This is a genomic window from Veillonella tobetsuensis, assembly GCF_001078375.1.
Lineage (GTDB): Bacteria > Bacillota > Negativicutes > Veillonellales > Veillonellaceae > Veillonella > Veillonella tobetsuensis.
In genome coordinates, this window is record NZ_BBXI01000009.1 from 406,148 (window position 1) to 426,788 (window position 20,641).

Annotated in this window: 18 protein-coding genes and 1 riboswitch; of the genes, 4 read left to right on the forward strand and 14 right to left on the reverse strand. The window is 36.1% G+C overall.

Annotated elements, in window-relative coordinates; translation table 11 throughout:
• Positions 1-43: 43 nt before the first annotated feature.
• The gene (locus tag VEI_RS04775; RefSeq protein ID WP_059362527.1) at positions 44-1,054 is read right to left on the reverse strand and encodes a site-specific integrase; all 1,011 of its coding nucleotides are present in this window, start codon (positions 1,052-1,054) and stop codon (positions 44-46) included.
• A 112-nt stretch (positions 1,055-1,166) separates the two neighbouring features.
• Here VEI_RS04775 and VEI_RS04780 point away from each other — a divergent pair, with 112 nt between their 5' ends.
• Both VEI_RS04780 and VEI_RS04785 read left to right on the forward strand, forming a co-directional pair.
• Positions 1,167-2,525 (forward strand): VanW family protein, encoded by a 1,359-nt coding sequence (locus VEI_RS04780; RefSeq protein ID WP_071824893.1) that lies wholly within the window; start codon positions 1,167-1,169, stop codon positions 2,523-2,525.
• Positions 2,526-2,682: 157 nt separating this feature from the next.
• On the forward strand, positions 2,683-3,297 hold the full coding sequence (locus VEI_RS04785) for a phosphatase PAP2 family protein (protein ID WP_059362533.1): 615 nt from the start codon (positions 2,683-2,685) through the stop codon (positions 3,295-3,297).
• A gap of 148 nt (positions 3,298-3,445) precedes the next feature.
• Here the strand turns inward: VEI_RS04785 and VEI_RS04790 are convergent, their stop codons facing one another.
• From VEI_RS04790 to VEI_RS04805, 4 genes are all read right to left on the reverse strand, one after another.
• Complete coding sequence (locus VEI_RS04790) at positions 3,446-4,744, reverse strand: WG repeat-containing protein (RefSeq protein ID WP_059362536.1); 1,299 nt, start codon at positions 4,742-4,744, stop codon at positions 3,446-3,448.
• Between the two features lie 397 nt (positions 4,745-5,141).
• Complete coding sequence (locus tag VEI_RS04795) at positions 5,142-5,891, reverse strand: DUF4241 domain-containing protein (RefSeq protein ID WP_059362539.1); 750 nt, start codon at positions 5,889-5,891, stop codon at positions 5,142-5,144.
• A gap of 9 nt (positions 5,892-5,900) precedes the next feature.
• Positions 5,901-6,791 carry an HAD family hydrolase gene (locus tag VEI_RS04800; protein ID WP_059362542.1) on the reverse strand — a complete coding sequence of 297 codons (891 nt, stop codon included), beginning with the start codon at positions 6,789-6,791 and terminating at the stop codon, positions 5,901-5,903.
• Positions 6,792-6,906: 115 nt separating this feature from the next.
• Positions 6,907-7,842, reverse strand: a complete 936-nt coding sequence (locus VEI_RS04805; protein ID WP_059362545.1) for a DUF1848 domain-containing protein — start codon at positions 7,840-7,842, stop codon at positions 6,907-6,909.
• A gap of 124 nt (positions 7,843-7,966) precedes the next feature.
• Here VEI_RS04805 and VEI_RS04810 point away from each other — a divergent pair, with 124 nt between their 5' ends.
• Complete coding sequence (locus VEI_RS04810) at positions 7,967-8,719, forward strand: class I SAM-dependent methyltransferase (RefSeq protein ID WP_059362548.1); 753 nt, start codon at positions 7,967-7,969, stop codon at positions 8,717-8,719.
• A 215-nt stretch (positions 8,720-8,934) separates the two neighbouring features.
• Here VEI_RS04810 and VEI_RS04815 read toward each other — a convergent pair whose 3' ends face one another.
• From VEI_RS04815 to ribD, 9 genes are all read right to left on the reverse strand, one after another.
• Positions 8,935-10,218 carry an amidohydrolase gene (locus VEI_RS04815; protein WP_059362551.1) on the reverse strand — a complete coding sequence of 428 codons (1,284 nt, stop codon included), beginning with the start codon at positions 10,216-10,218 and terminating at the stop codon, positions 8,935-8,937.
• A gap of 70 nt (positions 10,219-10,288) precedes the next feature.
• Positions 10,289-11,533 (reverse strand): adenosylhomocysteinase, encoded by a 1,245-nt coding sequence (locus VEI_RS04820; protein WP_059362556.1) that lies wholly within the window; start codon positions 11,531-11,533, stop codon positions 10,289-10,291.
• A gap of 97 nt (positions 11,534-11,630) precedes the next feature.
• Positions 11,631-12,689, reverse strand: coding sequence for an S-methyl-5-thioribose-1-phosphate isomerase (gene mtnA / locus VEI_RS04825; protein ID WP_059362559.1), 1,059 nt, complete (start codon positions 12,687-12,689; stop codon positions 11,631-11,633).
• 43 nt (positions 12,690-12,732) lie between these two features.
• Positions 12,733-13,527, reverse strand: coding sequence for an S-methyl-5'-thioadenosine phosphorylase (gene mtnP / locus VEI_RS04830; RefSeq protein ID WP_059362562.1), 795 nt, complete (start codon positions 13,525-13,527; stop codon positions 12,733-12,735).
• 150 nt (positions 13,528-13,677) lie between these two features.
• Positions 13,678-14,556, reverse strand: coding sequence for an Hsp33 family molecular chaperone HslO (gene hslO / locus VEI_RS04835; RefSeq protein ID WP_059362565.1), 879 nt, complete (start codon positions 14,554-14,556; stop codon positions 13,678-13,680).
• Between the two features lie 197 nt (positions 14,557-14,753).
• On the reverse strand, positions 14,754-15,215 hold the full coding sequence (gene ribH, locus VEI_RS04840; RefSeq protein ID WP_059362569.1) for a 6,7-dimethyl-8-ribityllumazine synthase: 462 nt from the start codon (positions 15,213-15,215) through the stop codon (positions 14,754-14,756).
• Between the two features lie 53 nt (positions 15,216-15,268).
• Positions 15,269-16,471, reverse strand: coding sequence for a bifunctional 3,4-dihydroxy-2-butanone-4-phosphate synthase/GTP cyclohydrolase II (locus VEI_RS04845; protein WP_059362572.1), 1,203 nt, complete (start codon positions 16,469-16,471; stop codon positions 15,269-15,271).
• Between the two features lie 17 nt (positions 16,472-16,488).
• Positions 16,489-17,145: a riboflavin synthase gene (locus VEI_RS04850; protein WP_059362575.1), complete on the reverse strand. Its 657-nt coding sequence runs from the start codon at positions 17,143-17,145 to the stop codon at positions 16,489-16,491.
• Positions 17,126-18,346, reverse strand: coding sequence for a bifunctional diaminohydroxyphosphoribosylaminopyrimidine deaminase/5-amino-6-(5-phosphoribosylamino)uracil reductase RibD (ribD, locus tag VEI_RS04855; protein WP_059362578.1), 1,221 nt, complete (start codon positions 18,344-18,346; stop codon positions 17,126-17,128). Before ribD ends, VEI_RS04850 begins: the two co-directional genes overlap by 20 nt.
• A 73-nt stretch (positions 18,347-18,419) precedes the next feature.
• A riboswitch (FMN riboswitch) is annotated at positions 18,420-18,535 on the reverse strand.
• Positions 18,536-18,782: 247 nt separating this feature from the next.
• On the opposite strand from ribD, the gene poxB reads away from it, so the two are divergent.
• Positions 18,783-20,528: a ubiquinone-dependent pyruvate dehydrogenase gene (gene poxB / locus VEI_RS04860; RefSeq protein ID WP_059362581.1), complete on the forward strand. Its 1,746-nt coding sequence runs from the start codon at positions 18,783-18,785 to the stop codon at positions 20,526-20,528.
• Positions 20,529-20,641: the final 113 nt, after the last annotated feature.

Genomic DNA, 20,641 nt, shown 5'->3' on the forward strand with positions numbered 1-20,641 from the left:
CTATGAAGGAATAATCAATACTAGCTTTTTCCATTTTATAAATCTATCTAAACCGTTTTTCAAAAATAGTAGAAATAGGATTATCTACAAATTTATTGGCTTCATTAATATAACGCCTCACCATATTAACACTATGATGTCGTGTTTGACGCATTATATTACGCTCCTCAACACCATAGGAAGCTGCTGTTGTAGCAAAGCCATGCCGTAAACTATGGGCTCCATACATGGATGGATCTAAACCTATAAGAGAGGTATATTTTTTTACAATTTCTGCAATAGATTTATCGGAAATTGCAGTTTTGCGTAATGACATTGATTTAGTAAAACCTCTAAAAACCGGTCCAGATGTGATACCACTGGTGGTAAGCCATTTTTTTAAAGCTCGAACCGCATCTAGTGGAGATCCTTGTAAACTTGGAATAGCAACTATAGCGCCTTGACCCTCTTGATCAGCCTTAGAGGAAGCTATAAATATTTCAAGGCCTTGCGAAGAGAACTTTAAATTTTCAACGGTTAAAGCAGCAATTTCACTTCGCCGAAAAGCCCCCATAAAACCGACAAGTAAAATAGCCTTATCACGAAGTTTTTGTATCTTTGGTATATCAATGGTATCCATACACTCTAAAATATCTTCTATATCATCAAGCAGAATAGGGGTTTTACCTTGTTGAAAGGTGCCTTTTAATCGACGTATGCCTCGCAAAGCTTGTTTTACTAACGGAGACATACAAGGATTTTCTCGAGAACCTGAAGCATTATAATTCTCTGAAATAGCACTAATTCGACGTGCAATAGTATTTGCTTTTGCATAATCTGCTAAATCATTAATGTAATTGACAATAGTTTCTGGCGTAGCAGGAAAATAAGATACCTTTTGATAATTACACCAATCTACAAAATCATCCCAATCTGATTCGTAGGCATTTACCGTATTTTCTGCCTTTGAAAGTAAAATACTTTGCTTAGCCTTCATAGATAGTTTTGTACTCTTCATCAATGCATCGTTATGACGCAGATAAAAATGTTTTTTTTCTTCTTTAGACTGTGACATATATGATCCTTTTACTAACACTATGCTATTATTGTATCACATTAAAATAGCGAATTATGCTATAATTAGATGATTTTGAACCAAATTTCTCGAATTTTATTTGAAAGATATAATGATGAACTTAAAACAATTATTATGTAGTGTATTAATCGGTTCTTGTCTATTTACTAGTGGTTGCAGCTTAATTCCTACGGATGGCACAATTACATATGGCCTGTATTATGAGGATCAAGATATCTCAGGATATTCTAGAGATGCTGTTAGCTCCTTAATTCATACAGAGGCTAGTAATAATAAAACAATTACGATAACAATACCAAATCAAGGTACGCGACAAGTAAAAGTAAAAGATTTAGGAATTACGCTTGATACAGCTAGTACGGAATCTAATATTTTTACCTATGGTTATGAAGATGATTTAAAAACGCTCATCATGCATAGGATTACTGCTTTTATCTATAAAGTACATATAAACCCTGTATATAAACTTGATGAAGTAACAGCAAAAGCATATTTTACAGAATTAGCAAAACAAATCGATGTATCAGGTCATGATGCGTTATTAACGGTTGAAAATGGCCAAGTCAAGATGACACCTTCAAAAGAAGGAAAACGCGTTGATATTGATGAGACAATTAAACAATTAAAAGCTCAACTAGAAGAAAATAATTTTAACAATATTTCTATAGAATTTACATCTAAAGATACAGTTCGTGTTACAAACGATGATGTAAAACCATTAACAGCTGTTCTAGGTAGTTATACTACAAATTTTGATGCGTCTAACACCAATAGAACTCATAATATTGAGCTAGCATCAACCAAAATTAGCGGTACATTAGTCAAACCTGGTGAGGTCTTTTCCTTTAATGATGTTGTCGGTGAACGTACGGCAGAAGCTGGCTATGATGATGCACCAGTTATTATTGATGGAAAATTAGTACCGGGTATTGGTGGCGGTATTTGCCAAGTTAGCTCTACATTATTTAACACTGCATTACTATCTGGTATGAACATCATTGAGCGAACACCTCATTTTGAACCTGTTAGCTATATTCCTGCAGGACGTGATGCAACCGTTGCATACGGATATTTGGACTTTCAATTTAAAAATCCATATGCTCATAATATCTATGTATTAAGTGTTATGAATAACGGACAACTAACAATATATATCATAGGTGTACCAGAAGACGTACCGAAGTCTGTTTCCATCAGTGTTGGCGATCGTACGGATATTCCAAATCAAACGATTACCAAAATAGATCCTTCCGCCAAAGAGGATAGTACGGAAGAAGGTCATATTGGATTTAGAATTAATACATATCGTACAATAACATATGGTAATTGGGTCACTACAACAGATGTATTTGAGTCTACATATGATCCAGTAGATACGATTATTACTAAGAAACCTGCAGCACCAGAACCTGCAAAAAAAGACTTACCAAAGAGTAAAACAAAAAGATAAATATTAACATTCTATTAAATATGGCCTAATCTATTGACCGAATGCATAGATTAGGCTATTATTTTAACTTGTAGTAAGTTGTTTATACCTGAAAACGTTAAAATTACACATTTCATTCTCAATAATTATCAATTAAAATTATAAGTTGAGGTTCACTATGGATACAATTTTACAATTTGACCATACAGTCATATTTTATATACAACAACATTTTATTAGTTCTTATTTAACACCAATCATGTACTGGTTATCAAAAATAACAAGTGCAGGTGCTTTATGGATCTTAATTTCTATTATATTAATGATTCAAAAGAAATATCGCGTTATCGGCCTTGGAATGTTCATTTCCTTAGTCTTAGTATTCATCATAGGCGACCAAGGGTTAAAACCTCATGTAGCGCGTTTAAGACCATTTGTAGATTTCCCTGAAGTACCATTAGTAGCACCGCCACCAGCAGCAACGACATATTCATTTCCATCAGGCCATAGTTTTGGATCATTTGCGGCTGCAACAGCATTATACTTAGGATTAAGTAATATATGTCCAACAAAGAGATTCTGGGGCGTTATAGCGTTGATTGGTGCATGTGTAGTAGCATTTGCACGAGTATACTTATTTGTACATTATCCAACAGATGTATTAACTGGATTAATATTAGGTATTATCGTAGGTTGCATTGCATGGAAAATCGCAAAAGCCTTATGGTCTTGGTGGACAGGTCGTAAAAACGAAGTAGAGTACGAACCATATACATTTAAACGTAAAAACTAAAAACCTTGAAAATATTGATTGGGCCTAGCTTAGGCCCAATTTTTATATCTTAAATTACTTCCGATAAATTATCGTTATCGGAAGTAATTGTATAAAAAAGAAAAACTAGCCTATATTTCTATAAGCTAATTTACTCTTTTATAATATATCAATCATCATGTTCTGATAAGTATTTCATATAATTATTAAATATAGGCTCATCAATGGTAACTTTATCAAACTCAGGATTAACTAAAATTTTACCATACCTATTCATAAGACCATATGTTTTACCAGATTGAACTACGTATAAATCATCATAATACGCCGTAATATCATCAATTGTTTCTGGCAGTGTTAATATTATATGACCATCATTAGAATCAATTACATATTTTTTATTTTCCAATGTGGCCACAGTAAATTTATCAATCATATAAATAGGTTTTGATGTATCAATCGTATCATAAGCTTTATCAACTAACATTCCATTTTCTGCATTAAAAATATACGCTTTTTCACCTGTTCTTAACACAAAACTACGATCACTTAATCTTTCAAAGGATTTGAATTTAAATGGTATTACTACTTTGTCTACAAGATTTATAATACCATATTTCTTTTGTTCATCAGCCGCAACAAAATACTTAAAATCATCTCCTAAAGATTCAATATAACTGTATTTAGGGTTAATAAAGATATCACCGTCTAATAGCCTAATACCATATAAGGTTTTACCTTTTTTATCAACTATAGAAAATGGTATGAATTGAGTAGATGGTTCTCGACTATATCTAATTCCATTATAACCATTTCCATATCCAGTACCAGCTCCCTCCGTGAGTTCATAATTATATTTATTTATAGTATGAGTCGCAGTATCTTCGTCTATTTCTATACCATCATTGGTTACATATTTAATATATCCATCTGCTGTCTCTATTTTTAGCAGTGCAACCTGTCCAGATCCATTATAATATTTATTTACATTTTCCCATGTGCTTGTAATAGGATTATTTATAACTAATGAACCTGTACTTATATTGTAAAGATACCAAAACTCACCCTTTTTACCATATATTAAATTATCCGAGCAATAATAATAGGCACTAACAACGTCATTTATAGCATATGTACCATCAGGCTTAACTAGCTTAAACCCATCCTTTGTCAAAGCCCGTGCATACTCATAAGAAAACTCATAATCATATCCTGCTGGTAAATAGACCATCGAATTTAAATTTATATAGCGCTTTTTATTATTATCATAAAATGAAGCGTATGCATATCTCTTTCCAAAATCACCAATGTAATTTACATGTAAATCTTTATAAGGACCTAAAATCCATTGTCCCGTTTCATCAACAATGGTATTTCCTGCTGGTGATTCTAAAGTAATATAGTTTTTTGCATCAGCCGTATTGCCCAATGCAAGAAGTATTGCTAAGGCAAGAAAAATTCTCTTCATGAATCTCTCCTTTCGTACAACACAATAATAATTATTATTATTTTACCATAATTTTCAATATATATATTGAAATATGTCGAATTAAGTTGTAAAATAATCATATAAGTTATCTAAATTACTCATATTAACTCTCAAGGGAGGTCAATTATATGTGCTGGTGTGATATTGTAAGTAAAGCTAAAATTGGCAGTTTAAAAAATCTCGGAAATGGTATGGAACATTCCCTCCGCTTTTTGGTTGAGGTTATTCTAGGTCTTAGTATTTTACGAGTTATTATTAATTGGATATTCGGAATCTAATAATTACACATAGGATTATATTATTAAAGGCGCCTAGCATTGCTAAGCGCCTTATTTATATCTCTATTTAGTTATTGTATGATACTGTTTAGAATTTTCTACTCCTCAGTCTCATCACTGCAGCTGATGAACTCTATTATAATTTGACATATATCGCCCTCTTCATCAAAGGCCCAATATACAGGATATAATCCATCGCCAAAACCAGATTGTACCATAGGTACATATAAATTAGTATCAGGTATATTAAAATTAATCCAGTCCCCACCAGATCGTTGGAATTTAGGATTTGCTAACGCATTTAGTTTAAATAATTCATCAAAATAATCGTCATAGATATTACCATCAGGATTATTTTCATACCACTGGCGGTCAAATTCTTTATATGCATCTACCGTTACTTTATCAACTATGGTTGCCAATCCAGCATCGACAGGAAAGCCGATATAACTTTCACCATCATCTAATTCACTAAGATCTTCATGACCTTTAAGAGCCAATTCATATTGAACAGGTTTTGTATCTTTAAAAACCACTCTTGTTAGGACATATCTATAATAATCTGTATCAAGTTCAGCCACTTTTGTTTCTATTGGATATGTGCCTGGCTCAACAGTTCTAATATAACTCTTATTATCTACTGCAGCTAAGTGAGTTAATGGATCACATACTACGATATGCCCCGTAGGAAATACAACATGTCCCATTGGTAAAGTGTATAGCTTTTTACCAAATAATTCATCTAAATTGAATATAGCATCGTAATCGGCAGTTGCCTTTAATTTGCCTTCGCTGCCTAAACGATTAAATGTATCTATCCATTCTTTTGATATATGACTTGTATTCATTACGTTCTCCTATCTGTGGGATTCTGCTTCGTGTTTATTACGCACATATTGTTGTTCTAGTGCTTCATATGCCGCCGTTTTTTGAATGATTTGTTTAACTACCGTATCCAAATCAGATCCATCAGTATAATCCGCCGATGCATAATAACGAATGCGATGGTGTTGCATCATCTTATACACCTTTTCCTTATTTTTGCTATCTGGATCATATACACCAATAGAATGACCACCATTTATATTTACTAGGCTCATGCAAGGAATATCTGTATCACTATCTCCAATATAAATCATATTACGGAATGGTACCCTTTGTTCTTCAGGTCGTCTGTAATCGTTTACACCGGCATCATTTATATCTAATACACCCTTTTGTATGCGGAACAAAAACTGTGTTTTATTTGTGTAATTTATAGCTTGTGCAGGCCATACGGCAACACCTTTATCATCGAACATGAACGCACTGGCATAGATTTTTTTGAAAGCTCCATTTTTTGCCATTTCCGTCCCTTCTATCATTTCTTTCAATCCAGAAGAAATGATGTAATGTTCAATTTGTACACCTTGCTTTAGACCGTACTGACGAATGCGTTCAAACCAAGTATTCACACCATTATATAAGGTAACCTTGCTACCATATTCAGCCAGTACCTCTTTAGTAAGAAATTGTTTACCATAAGATTTTGTGGCCATCATGTACATATAGGCTAGGTTATTATCCATATCATGATCTTTGGCAAGCGTATTGGATTCTCGCCAGAACTCATTAACATCTACATTGAGAGACTGAATAAAACCCTGTGCCTGCATATCATCCGGTGACAAGGTCTTATCAAAATCATAGCATATGGCTAAAACGGGTAAATTAGATTCTGAGGTAGATTCTTTTTTATAGGTAATCATAAGACACCTCCTTTAAATAATAGAAATATATCCTTCTATCTATATACATTCCAAAATAGCTTCATTGACAAGCAAATTCGATAAAAAAACTACAATAATATTTTTACCCCTGAAATTATGGGTCAAAAAGGCTATTTTGGATGGGAATATTATATTTAGATGCGCTGCTAATTTTTATAGTATCATTAGGATTTATATGTCCAATCAATAATGAGGATTGAGGATCATGGTTATTTCTGTTGATGCGTACAGCATGCTGATTTGTATTAGCATAACAATAACGGCAAAAATGACTGCATGTATCATACGCCCCTATATCGCCATGTAAATAACAATTGCATTCAGGTCGCGCCGGTCTTTTCTTAGGCACCTTTAACTTTATATTCCACGCCCGTTCATAGCAATCTATGGTTAGGCAACCGCTCGTATCAGCACCAATAGATTTAAAAGTATCGCCTTCACCACATGTTTTTAAGGTCATCCCAAACTGATTCGCAATATCCACCAAGTTCTTCATCAAACGTATTTGTACATCCTTAGGTGGTCGTTTTCCTTCAGGAAAGTTTCGTAATACCTTATCGTATATATCTAGATAACTTGCTACAACTGTATCTGTATATCCGGATAAGGATTTTGCCAATTTATAAAAGCTTTCATAATGAAAATCTACAGAATAGTTGTGATTAACAATGATTGGATCGTAACGCCATACCACAGATTGAGGATTTAGATTATTACTGATAAATTTGAACCCTTCTATAATGTGCTCATAAGCAGGCACATAAGGTTCAATGTCCGTACCATAAGGTGTGATCGTCATATGCCAATATTGACGATACTCTGCAATTTGAGGTAAATATTGTATAAATGGCAGAGGATTCTTCGTACAAAAGGCTATCCCATCAACAGTATTATGATTAATCATATACCGTGTAATTAGATTGGGATTATAAGAGTTACGTACATCTACAAAACCTTCATTTATACGATTAATTAGCCATTGACCATAAAAGGCAGGTATGTCTGTACGTTGTCCAGTTTGTAAAATCATGATAAATCCTTTTCTTTGTATAATTCTATTATATTATATCTAAAACTGCCAATTTGTTAAACATTTCACAGGAATACCACTATAGGTATGATACTATAAGTACAGTAAAATATAAGGAGTTACTATGAACGATACATTTAATCATATCATTCATCCTAAGGAGGATGAGAAAACATTTATTACATCCTATTGGTCAGATCGAGCTCACGATTTTGGAGCCTTACGAGCTAAAGAATTAGAGAGCACTAAACTTAAATTATGGAGAGATGAACTAACGAGTCATATCTTTGATTCTGATCGCTCTTTAAGAATTTTAGACATCGGATGTGGTGCGGGCTTCTTTAGTACTATTCTCTCTCAACTTGGCCATACTGTACATGGTATCGATATTACGCCTAATATGATTGATGAAGCAAATCAACTGGCAGACGCCCTTAATTGTGATGCTACATTCTCCGTTATGGATGCAGAAAATCTCAGCTTTGATGCTAATACCTTTGATATCGTAGTAGCACGCAATGTAACCTGGAATTTACCTCATCCAGATAAGGCCTATGCTGAATGGTTACGCGTCATCCGTCCAGGCGGATTAATCCTCAACTATGATGCGGAACACGCTCGCAATCACCATGAGTTGCCTAAATCTGTTCACCATGCTCATGAATATGTAAGCGATGATTTAAAAGAACGATGCCATACTATTTATCATATGCTTAAAATTTCATCCTTTACACGCCCTCAATGGGATAAAGAACTACTCACAAAATTAGGTGCTAGCTCTGTTACCATTGATACCACCGTAGGCCCTCGTATTTACAGCGAAGAAGATGAATTTTATATCCCTGTACCAATGTTCTTGGTGAAAGTAATAAAATAGCATTCATAGTAAAATATTATAAAATAAACCCACTCCCTATGATATATTCCTTTATTAAAAATCTAATAAAGGAATATATCATAATATGAGTGGGTTTTCTTTTATTTATTATTACAAACCTAACTAGTACTACACTTGACAACAAAAAGCTAATCTATTACCAATATAGTTATTTACTTATATAGTTTTTTACTAATACAGTTTTTACTAATATACTAGTTACTGAAATACTCTTGAGCCTTAGTGATTTCTGCGCGAAGTTTTTCTTCATCAATAGTAAGCAATTCTTTGTCTTTCATAAGAACTTTGCCACCTACAATTGTAGTATTTACATCAGAACTATTAGCTGAATATACAAGTGCAGCTATATCGTTATAACGAGGCATCCAATGCATACCAGATACATCATATAATACGATATCTGCTCTTTGGCCTACCGCAATTTTACCTAAGTCCTTATATCCAAGCGCTTTTGCGCCTTCTATAGTACCCATATCCCATGCAGCTTGTGCAGGAATCGCCTTAGGATCGTATAGTCGAGCCTTGTGTAGTGTAGCAGCCAAACGTACTTCTTCAAGCATATCTGCATTATTGTTTGATGCGGAACCATCAGTACCTAGACCTACGGTGATACCTTTAGCTATCATTTCAGGAACAGGCGCAATACCACTGGCTAACTTTAAATTAGATTGTGGATTATGAGCTACGGCTACATGATTTTCAGCCATAATAGCCATATCTTCTTCTGTAACATGTACGCAGTGTGCAGCCAAGGTAGTATTCCAGAACAAACCTAAATCATGCATATGAGCAATTGGTGTTTTACCTGTTGCTTTAATAACATTCTCCACTTCCCCTTTTGTTTCGGATAAGTGCATATGAATACCGCAATTTAGTTCATGAGATAAAGCAATCACCTTTTCCATATATGCATCTGGACATGTATAAGGTGCATGTGGTCCTAAAAGGACTTTGATACGATCGTTATCAAATCCATTATAAGTACGGAACAAATCTGCATTTTCCACAAGAGCTTGATTAGCTGTAGGAGATACACCGGCAAGGCCACGAGATAATACGGCACGAATACCTGTTTCTTTCACTACGTCAGCAGTTGTATCCATAAAGAAATACATATCACTAAATGTAGTCGTACCAGAACGTAGCATTTCAGCAATGCCTAGCTGTGTGCCCCATTTAATAAGATCATTATTTAGTTTAGCCTCTGTTGGCCAAATTGCTGTTTCAAGCCAATCCATAAGTTCTAAATCATCAGCATAGTTACGGAATAATCCCATCGCTATATGCGTATGTGTATTGACGAGACCTGGAGCGGCTAGTTGACCTTTTCCATTTAGTATTTCCTTAGCTTGTACAGTTTTTGCTTCTTCTGTAGTTAGAATGGACGTAATGTACCCATTTTTAATCTCAATAGCATGATTTGTTAATGTTCCTTTATCAGTAAGAACATCTACATTGGTAATTAATAAATCAGACATTATGCCTCCTTGCATAGGTATAACCGAATCCTACTGGACTCGGCTAAAACACTTTGTATTCAAGATTATATTAGTTTACCTTAGTTAAGTAATCGATTTGATCTTGTGTTAACGCATCAAGATTATACCCCATGGAGTTTAATTTAAGCTTTGCAATCTCTGCATCTAATTCTTGAGGTAATACGAATACCTTTGGTTCCATGTTTTTACCATTATGTAAAATATGTTCCGCAGCCAATGCTTGCATAGCAAAGGACAAGTCCATAATTTCAGCAGGATGACCATCGCCTGCTGCTAAGTTTACAAGGCGTCCTTCAGCCAATACATACAATTTACGGCCATCAGCCATTGTATAACCTTCAATATTTTGACGCACACGCTCATGGCTTACTGCTAAGTTTTCTAAATCCTGTACGTTAACTTCACAATCGAAATGACCTGCATTACAAAGGACAGCTTTATCTTTCATTACTTCGTAATGTTCTTTCACGATAACATCTTTACAACCTGTTACTGTACAGAAGATATCGCCAATTTTAGCAGCCTCTACCATTGGTAATACTTTGAAACCATCAAATACAGCTTCGATAGCTTTAATAGGATCCACCTCTGTTACATATACATGTGCACCAAGGCCTTTTGCACGCATAGCAACGCCTTTACCACACCAACCATAACCAGCAACTACGACATTTTTACCTGTGACAGTAAGATTTGTAGTACGCATGATGCCATCCCATACAGATTGACCAGTGCCATAGCGATTATCAAACAAGTATTTACAGTTGGAATCATTAACAGCAATCATAGGGAATGTCAATTGATTTGCATGTTCTAATGCATAAAGTCGATGTACACCTGTTGTGGTTTCTTCGCTACCACCTAATAAACGTTCTTTAGCATCTTGTCGTGTAGTGTGTAATAAGTTTACAAGGTCCCCACCATCATCAATGATGATATGAGGTTTATGATCTAATGCTTTATGGAGGAACATAAAATATTCTTCATCTGTACAATCATACCATGCATATACAGTAATACCCATATCTACTAAGCCAGCCGCCACATCATCTTGTGTGGAAAGCGGATTAGAACCTGTAACGATAACATCGGCACCGCCTCGTTGTAATACAGTTGCTAGATAGGCTGTTTTTGCTTCTAAGTGAACAGATACAACGATGGTTTGACCTTTGAAAGTTTGTTCTTTTTCAAAACGGTCACCTAGGCTATTCAATGTAGGCATAAAATTAGAAACCCAGTCAATTTTTTTGCGACCTTCCGCAGCTAAATTAATATCTTTAATTAAGGATTGCATACGTACTCCTTCATTTATAAATTAATAGATTATATACATGTTGATGAAAGAACTTTCTTTCAAAATCATTAAGTTCTATATAAATCCATTATGAAAGCTATTTAGCTTCAACAACAGATTGTAAACGAGCAATGGACTCTTGATAATCAGGTGTCAATACACCCTCCTCCGTAATGATGGCCGTAACCAACTTATAAGGTGTTATATCAAAAGCAGGATTTAATACATGAATGCCTGTAGGTGCAGATGGCACGCCTTGGAAAGCTAATACTTCATCATCAGTACGCATTTCAATAGGTATATCCTTACCATGTTTAAGAGTAAAATCAAATGTGCTGTAAGGCGCAGCTACATAAAATGGAATATTATGGAATTTTGCAAGCACTGCTAATCCATAGGTACCAATTTTATTAGCTACATCACCCTGTGTTGTGATGCGGTCCGCACCGACAATAATGGCATCGATTAAGCCTTGTTGCATCGCATAAGCGGCCATATTGTCCGTTTCTAAGGTAACAGGAATTCCATCCTCATGAAGTTCAAAGGCTGTCAAACGAGCACCTTGCAATAATGGACGTGTTTCATCGGCGTAAACCATTTCCAATTGGCCTTGTTCATGTAATTTACGAATCACACCTAGTGCAGTACCTAATCCACCTGTTGCCAATGCACCAGCATTACAATGTGTTAAAATTCGTAAATGTTTCTTACCTTCAAACAACGTTGCCCCATTAATTGCCATTCTTGTATTGAGTTCTACATCCTCTTTATGAATAGAGATAGCCTCTTTTGTGATGCGGTCCACCACTTCATTCATAGCGTCAAATTGACCGGCTTTCACAATAGCCATAACGCGATTAACAGCCCAGGCCAAATTAATAGCTGTTGGACGAGTTTCTTTTAACTCTTCACTCCACTCATAGAAAGCTGAAATTTGTTCAGAAAAAGGAGCTTCTAACCTATTCGCTTCATTAGCAGCTAAAATGAGACCATAACCAGCAGCTACACCGATGGCAGGCGCCCCACGTACGCGAAGCATCTTGATAGCCTCTGCAACTTGTCGCCAATCAGTGCAATGAATATATTCAACCTGTGTGGGCAGTTTTGTTTGATCTAATAAAACGAGTGCATCATTACACCATTCAATATTTTTCATGAGACCTCCCTCAATATTGTCATATCAAAATTGATAGAATCTCTTACAATTTAAACCCACCATACTCAGCCATACGATGATGTGCTTCATAGTCAGCAGCCATATCAATAGCTTCTATGGTTCCTAAAATGAGAGCTTTCAATTGAGATGCCATTTCTCCCATCATTTCTACCACTTCACCATGAGTAAGCGCGTTTTCAGAAATGCCAGCAGCGTAATTAGTAATCATTGAAATTGTGGTATACGCCATTTCTGCTTCGTTGGCAAGATTAACCTCCGGTACATTCGTCATCCCCACAGTATCCCCACCGAGCATATGGAACATCTTAATTTCTGCAGGTGTTTCAAAACGAGGGCCTTCCGTACATACATAAGTACCACCATTATGAATGGATAAATTATGTTCTTTACCAACAGTTTCGATGATTTCTCGAAGTTCAGGACAATATGGATTTGTTACGTCCAAATGTGCTACTGGACGATCACCACCTTCATAGAATGTAGTAATGCGATTTTTTGTAAAATCAAGAAATTGGTCGGTCAATACAAAATGACCAGGCTCGAAATTCTTATTTAAAGATCCTACAGCAGTTGTAGAAATAATAAATTTAACACCTAGTTTTTTTAATCCCCAAATATTGGCACGATAATTAATTTTATGTGGAGGAATCGTATGGTCTTTACCATGACGAGCCACGAAAATTACAGTTTTACCTTTATATGTACCTTGTACATAATCAATTTCTCCATAAGGAGTCATCAAAGATTCTTCATGAATATTTTCAAAGATGGACGGATCATATACACCAGTTCCACCAATAACACCGATTGCACTCATAGTTGCCTCCTATTAAAAATACTCTATCAATATATTTTCTCATATAATAAGAAAACAGGCTATAGGAAAAAGCCTATAACCTGTATATTTTATAGATAATTAACTAATTATAGTCATTTTACCTATCAATCATAAATATTTAGATAAATCTTATTGAATTAAACCTTTAGGCGCAAACATATCTTCTAATTCTTCTCTTGAAAAATGATATTTCTCATTGCAATAATGACATACGAGCTCTGTCGTTTCATCCTCAAGAAGTGCTTTTTTATCGTCTTCACGTAATGTCATAAGCACACCTGCAAAGCGATCACGGCTACATCGACATTTGAAAGATATAGGCTCATTATACACTTCATTAACGGTAAGGCCATCTAACACCTTTTCTACTAGGCCCTTACCATCTGGATAAGCCTTTAAATATTCTGTAACAGGACCCAACTCATTGATGTTCGTTTCCACCATAGCTAAGGCTTCATCGGTAGCATCTGGTAATGCTTGTACGATAAATCCACCAGCTACAACAGTATGATAATCAGGATCTACAAGAACACCTAAACTAATAGTAGATGGCACCTGTTCAGATGTGTAGAGATAATACGCTAAATCCTCTGCTACTTCACCACTTTGAATAGGACTTGTAGATGTATAATCTTGTGCCAATTGGGTAAAACGCGTAACTTGTACTTCACCATTATGACCAACGGCAGCGCCCACATCAAGTTTGCCAGCATGCTTTAAAGGTACATCCACATGTGGCTCATCTACATAGCCACGAACTGTATTATCGGAAAATGCATCTACATGTACAACACCTAGTGGACCATCACCTTTAATACGAAGACTTACATTTTCATGGTTTTTAAAATCACCTGCTAATAATATAGCACCTGTCATAGCACGACCTAATGCAGCTGTTGCTACAGGCCATAAATCGTGACGTACACGCGCTGTTTCAACTGTATCTGTTGTAACAGCAATAGACATACGTACACCTTCTCTGGTAGTAAAACGTTTTATATAATCCATGCTATCATTCCTTATTTATACTTATTTAATTAAAATCATACTTTCAATACTGGTATATAGTATATCATGATATATTTATATTTTTCAATTATAGAGAATATATGTTCGTCTAGCTATTTATTACATCAAAAGAACATATTTTCGATGTAATAAAAACACTCAGTACCATAAGATACTGAGTGTTTATTATGCAACTGTTAGATTTGATCAATAAGGTTAACCATTTCGATTGCACCCATAGCACAATCGTAACCTTTATTACCCGCTTTAGTGCCAGCACGTTCAATAGCTTGTTCAATATTTTCAGTTGTTACTACACCAAACATAACGGGAATACCTGTTTCTAAAGAAACATGAGCAATACCTTTAGCTACTTCATTACAAACATAATCATAATGTGTAGTGGCACCGCGAATAACTGCACCTACGCAGATTACTGCATCATAACGACCTGTTAAAGCTACTTTTTTAGCAATTAAAGGAATTTCATATGCACCAGGAACCCAAATTACTGTGATATCCTCTTGTTTAACATCATGACGCAATAAACAATCTTCTGCGCCACCAATTAATTTAGATGTAATGAACTCATTAAAACGAGAACCGATAATAGCAAATTTTTTACCAGTACCAACCAAATTACCTTCTTGAACCATCATGTTATAGCCTCCTATGAATGATTAGTTTATATATCTAAGTTAGTAAAGAAAAATTAGTCTTCTAACATATGACCCATTTTTTCTTCTTTTGTTTTTAAATAACCTGCATTAAATTTATTAGCTGCAATAATGAGGGGTACACGATTGTGTACATCAATCCCCCAATGCTCTAAACCGTGACGTTTTTCAGGATTATTCGTCAATAAACGAATACTCTTGATGCCTAAGAATCGAATAATTTGAGCTGCTAATGAATATTCGCGCATATCTGCAGGGAAACCTAGTTGTTCATTAGCTTCTACGGTATCAAGACCTTGTTCCTGTAATGCATAGGCTTTAATTTTATTGGTTAAGCCAATACCACGACCTTCTTGACGCATATAGACTACAACGCCTTTGCCTTCTTTTTCGATGGCCCGCAATGCATGATCTAATTGTTCACCACAATCGCAGCGTTTAGATCCAAACACATCACCAGTTAAACATTCAGAGTGGATACGTACAAGTACATCATCACAATCTTGTACATCGCCTTTAACAATAGCTAAATGTTCTTTATGATCTAAGTCATTTTTAAATACGAAAATATTAAAGTCACCAAATTTAGTAGGCAATTTAGAACAAGCCCCTAATTCAACCATATCTTCATGCTGTTTACGATATTCAATAAGTTCCGCAACAGAAGCGATTTTTAAATCATGTTCCTTGGCGAATTCTACCAAATCCGGTAAACGTGCCATGTCGCCATCATCTTTAGTAATTTCACAAATAACAGCAGCTTCTTTCAGACCTGCAAGACGACAGAGATCTACGGATGCCTCTGTATGACCTTGGCGCACAAGAACGCCACCTTCTTTATATACTAATGGGAATACGTGACCAGGGCGGCGGAAATCTGCAGGTTTTGCATTTGGATCCAATAATTTTTGAATTGTGTAAGCTCGTTCTGCTGGGGATACACCTGTTGTGGTATCTACATGGTCAACGGTAACAGTAAAGGCTGTTTCATGGTTATCCGTATTCTTCGTAACCATTACAGGGATGCCAAGACGCTCTAAATCCTCTCGTTTCATCGGTGTACATACGATACCACGAGCATATTTAACAAAGAAATTAATGTTTTCTTGATTAGCAAATTCTGCAGCAATGATTAAATCTCCTTCGTTTTCGCGACTTTCATCATCAACAATGATAACAGGTTTGCCAATTTTCATATCTTGAAGAACTTCTTCAATGGTGTTTAATGTATAATTCATGGAGACAACTCCTCCTTTTACATAAATCCATTCTCTACTAATAGAGATTCCATAGATTTTTGGGACTTACTTGTATGTGTAGGTGCATCTAATGTCATAAAATGACGAATATAACGGCCTGTAATATCTGTTTCTAAATTTACCTCTGTACCAATCGACGCATGACCTAGCACTGTTTCACTCAGTGTATGCGGAATAATAGATACAGAAAAGGTCGATTCTGTTCTCTCCATAATCGTTAAGCTAATACCATCGATTGTAATGGATCCCTTATAAATAACGTAATCCATAATCGATTTTGGAGTAGAAATAGTGAAAACAATGGCATTATCTGTTCGTTTCATATTGACGATGCGACCTGTACCATCCACATGACCAGCTACAATATGTCCACCAAATCTGCCATTAGCAGCCATAGCACGTTCTAGATTAACTGGCTGATTCACCTTTAAATTTGTGAAAGTGGTCATACTAATGGATTCAGGCATAACATCGGCTGTAAATTGATAATTTCCAATCGTTGTAACAGTTAAACAAACACCATTAACCGCTACAGAATCGCCAATTTTTAAATCGTCAAAAATTGTATTGCCATCGATCGTCAATAATAAGGATTGGGCACCCTTTTTAACGCTTACTATTTTGCCAACTTCTTCAACGATGCCTGTAAACATAAGAGCCCTCCCTTCCTAAACGATAGGATTCTATACGAATATTATTATCTAGTATTCGCGAACTAGCAAATTCGAGTGTAGGCGCCTCATGTAATGTAGCAAAACCGGTACCACCTACAGCAGCTGTACTATTCGTGCCCCCTATGACAAGATTGCCTATATAGGTAACAATTTTATCAAAGGCCAACGATTCAACAAAGGAACTGATAATGGTGGAACCACCTTCAACAAGCACTGATGTGTATTCTTGTTCCCCAAGATGTTCCAAACACGCTTGAATATCTATCTTCTTAATATCTATAGCTACATCAGTGGTACGTCCTTGACGCACCGATTTTGTTGGGAGTTCTTCTACAATCGCTCCAACATTAGCCAAAGCAATTCTACGCTGCTCTGGACAACCTTTCGCTACATAAATGATAACCTTACGATTTGGTATCGTAAATACCTTTGCATCCGTTGGCGTACGCCCCTGACTATCCAGAATAATAATATCTGGCTGATGCACCTCTAATGTATTATCTATCGAGACATCGTGTCTGTTGATAAGTGCTTCATATAATTCATCTCTAGTGAGCCTACAATTAAGCAATGGATCATCAGCCAAGATGGTACCAATACCAACAAGCATCGCATCATGAGACGCTCGCAATATATGTCCGTCCTTACGGGAACTTTCATTCGTAATCCATTGAGATTGACCTGTGAAAGTAGCAATTTTACCATCTAGGGACATAGCACTTTTTATGGTTACAAACGGTTTATGTGTTTGAATAAATGTAAAGAAATGTTCATTCAACTGAATACATTCATCCACACATACATCTGTAGTTACCTCTATACCTGCCTCAGTAAGAATTTGAATGCCCTTACCAGCCACTAGTGGATTTGGATCGGTACTACCAATCACAACGCGAGCAATACCAGATTCTACGACACGCTTAGCACATGGCGGAGTCTTTCCATAATGAGCACAAGGCTCAAGGGTTACATATAAGGTAGCTCCCCTAGCATTGTCTCCCGCAACATCTAAAGCATGCACTTCCGCATGGGCCTCACCAGCCTTATGGTGATACCCTTCGCCCACTATTGTATTATTTTTTACTACGACGGCACCAACCAAAGGATTTGGCGATGTATGTCCAGTTGCCATTTTCGCTAGAGAAATGGCACGCTTCATATATAATTCGTCGTTCATCATAATACCTCAATAAAAAAAGGACTACATACATAGTCCTTGGGTCATCATATATACACATACAAAATATATGTGCTATTGTCTTTTCTCATCCAGACTCTACTGTCGGTATCGGAATTGCACCGATTCATGCCATATGGCTCGCGGACTATAACCGCCGGTAAGGAATTTCACCTATCCCCAAAGACTTATCATATTAATTTATATGTTTATAGTACCACTTTTATGATACTTTCGCAAGATTATACATTTGTATATGAGAAAACTTATTAATATACATCTCAATTATATAGCACATTTAGAAATTGAACTAATTTTGTGATGTATACAATATATTGTGATAAAAGTCACATAATATGCAATCATAAGATACTACTATTTATAGTATACAATGAATTATATTTTTAAATAACATTAATTATCATATAGAGGTGATAATATGGCAAAAAAACGTATATCAGATGTACTCATAGAGGTATTAGCTAACGCAGGTATTGAAAGAATTTATGGTATTACTGGGGATAGCTTAAACTCGGTAAACGATAGTTTACGTCGTAATGGGAAAATTCAATTTGAACATGTGCGCCACGAAGAATCTGCAGCCTTCGCTGCTGGTGCAGAGGCTCTATTAACAGGTAAATTAACCGTATGTGCTGGTAGCTCTGGCCCTGGTAATCTCCATTTGATCAATGGTCTATTTGATTGTCATCGCAATCGTGTACCAGTGCTCGCTATTGCCTCTCATATTCCACAATCCGAAGTAGGGCTCAACTATTTCCAAGAAACTCATCCAGAAAATTTATTTAAAGAATGCTCTTGTTTCTGTGAACTCGTTTCTAATCCAAAGCAAATGCCTGAAATCCTATTCCGCGCCATGAATGCCGCAGTTGGCAATCGCGATGTAGCCGTAATCGTTCTACCTGGTGATGTGGCCGTTATGGAAACAGAAATTGATGAATTACCTACATGGCATGCGCCTAAATTGCCACGCGTAATTCCTCAATCAGAGGATATTCTTGAAATGGTCCAACATATAAACAATGGCAAACGCATTACACTTTTCTGTGGTGCTGGTTGTGCCGGTGCTCATGACGAAGTGGTTGCACTTGCTGCTAAATTACAAGCCCCTGTTGTACATGCTTTCAGAGGCAAAGAATGGGTTGAGTGGGATAATCCTTATGATGTCGGCATGACAGGTTTGCTTGGTTATACATCCGGTTACCGTGCTATTGAGCAATGCGATACACTAATCATGCTAGGTACCGATTTCCCTTATCGTCCATTCTATCCTGAAAATGCTACGGTAATTCAAGTAGACATTAATCCATCCGCTCTTGGTGCACGCGTTCCATTAACACAAGGCATTATAGGTTCTGTAAAAGATACCTTACACGAACTACTCCCTCACCTTACACAACGAGATGATACAGAATTCATCGATACCGTTCGTAAAACATACACTAAATTCCGCAATGATTTGGACAGCTATGCCGCTGCTGAACCTGATGGAGTAGCAATTCACCCTCAATATTTCGTAAATCGCCTTAACAAATTGGCTGCTGATGACGCCATCTTTACATTCGATGTAGGCACGCCTGTTATTTGGACAGCACGCCATATCAAAACAAATGGCAAACGTCGTATCATTGGCTCCTACAACCACGGTTCCATGGCCAATGCAATGATGCACGCAATAGGCGCTCAAAATGCATGTCCAAATCGCCAAGTTATCTCCCTATCTGGGGACGGCGGTTTCACCATGATGATGGGCGAAATGTTGTCATTAAAACAATTAAATCTTCCTGTGAAAGTATTCGTATTTAACAATGAAGAACTTAGCTTCATTGCCATGGAAATGAAAGCATCTGGTTACCTAGATTATGCTACAGACTTCGTAAATCCTGATTTTGGTAAACTTGCCGAAGCAGCTGGCATCAAAGGTATTAGCATTACAAACTCTAGCGAAGTTGATGAAAAAATTAAAGAAGCCTTGAACTATAATGAAGGTCCTGTTATTATCAATGTTCGTGTTGATAAACAAGAACTTGCTATGCCTCCAAAAATTGCATACCAACAAGCAAAAGGATTTAGTAAATACTTGATCAATGCAATCCTTGATGGACGTGGTACAGAACTTAAAGAAATGGCTAAAACTAACTGGATGAAATATAAATCTTTGTACTAAAATCTGCCAAAATAATTAAGGCTCTATAATAAATGTTGGGGTGACACCACTACGGTGTCACTTCCAACATTATTTTTTTGCAAAAAATAAGCATATAAGGCTCACATGCTTTA

What these genes read in the sequence shown, in the direction of transcription:
- mtnA (WP_059362559.1), bottom strand. Translation starts at nt 12,689, where the DNA reads ATGAAAAATATTGAATGGTGTAATGATGCACTCGTTTTATTAGATCAA.
- ribD (WP_059362578.1), bottom strand. Translation starts at nt 18,346, where the DNA reads ATGATGAACGACGAATTATATATGAAGCGTGCCATTTCTCTAGCGAAA.
- VEI_RS04805 (WP_059362545.1), bottom strand. Translation starts at nt 7,842, where the DNA reads ATGATTTTACAAACTGGACAACGTACAGACATACCTGCCTTTTATGGT.
- hslO (WP_059362565.1), bottom strand. Translation starts at nt 14,556, where the DNA reads ATGGATTATATAAAACGTTTTACTACCAGAGAAGGTGTACGTATGTCT.
- VEI_RS04845 (WP_059362572.1), bottom strand. Translation starts at nt 16,471, where the DNA reads ATGAATTATACATTAAACACCATTGAAGAAGTTCTTCAAGATATGAAA.
- VEI_RS04780 (WP_071824893.1), top strand. Translation starts at nt 1,167, where the DNA reads ATGATGAACTTAAAACAATTATTATGTAGTGTATTAATCGGTTCTTGT.
- VEI_RS04795 (WP_059362539.1), bottom strand. Translation starts at nt 5,891, where the DNA reads ATGAATACAAGTCATATATCAAAAGAATGGATAGATACATTTAATCGT.
- VEI_RS04820 (WP_059362556.1), bottom strand. Translation starts at nt 11,533, where the DNA reads ATGCAATCCTTAATTAAAGATATTAATTTAGCTGCGGAAGGTCGCAAA.
- ribH (WP_059362569.1), bottom strand. Translation starts at nt 15,215, where the DNA reads ATGATGGTTCAAGAAGGTAATTTGGTTGGTACTGGTAAAAAATTTGCT.
- VEI_RS04815 (WP_059362551.1), bottom strand. Translation starts at nt 10,218, where the DNA reads ATGTCTGATTTATTAATTACCAATGTAGATGTTCTTACTGATAAAGGA.
- VEI_RS04790 (WP_059362536.1), bottom strand. Translation starts at nt 4,744, where the DNA reads ATGAAGAGAATTTTTCTTGCCTTAGCAATACTTCTTGCATTGGGCAAT.
- VEI_RS04810 (WP_059362548.1), top strand. Translation starts at nt 7,967, where the DNA reads ATGAACGATACATTTAATCATATCATTCATCCTAAGGAGGATGAGAAA.
- mtnP (WP_059362562.1), bottom strand. Translation starts at nt 13,527, where the DNA reads ATGAGTGCAATCGGTGTTATTGGTGGAACTGGTGTATATGATCCGTCC.
- poxB (WP_059362581.1), top strand. Translation starts at nt 18,783, where the DNA reads ATGGCAAAAAAACGTATATCAGATGTACTCATAGAGGTATTAGCTAAC.
- VEI_RS04800 (WP_059362542.1), bottom strand. Translation starts at nt 6,791, where the DNA reads ATGATTACCTATAAAAAAGAATCTACCTCAGAATCTAATTTACCCGTT.
- VEI_RS04785 (WP_059362533.1), top strand. Translation starts at nt 2,683, where the DNA reads ATGGATACAATTTTACAATTTGACCATACAGTCATATTTTATATACAA.
- VEI_RS04775 (WP_059362527.1), bottom strand. Translation starts at nt 1,054, where the DNA reads ATGTCACAGTCTAAAGAAGAAAAAAAACATTTTTATCTGCGTCATAAC.
- VEI_RS04850 (WP_059362575.1), bottom strand. Translation starts at nt 17,145, where the DNA reads ATGTTTACAGGCATCGTTGAAGAAGTTGGCAAAATAGTAAGCGTTAAA.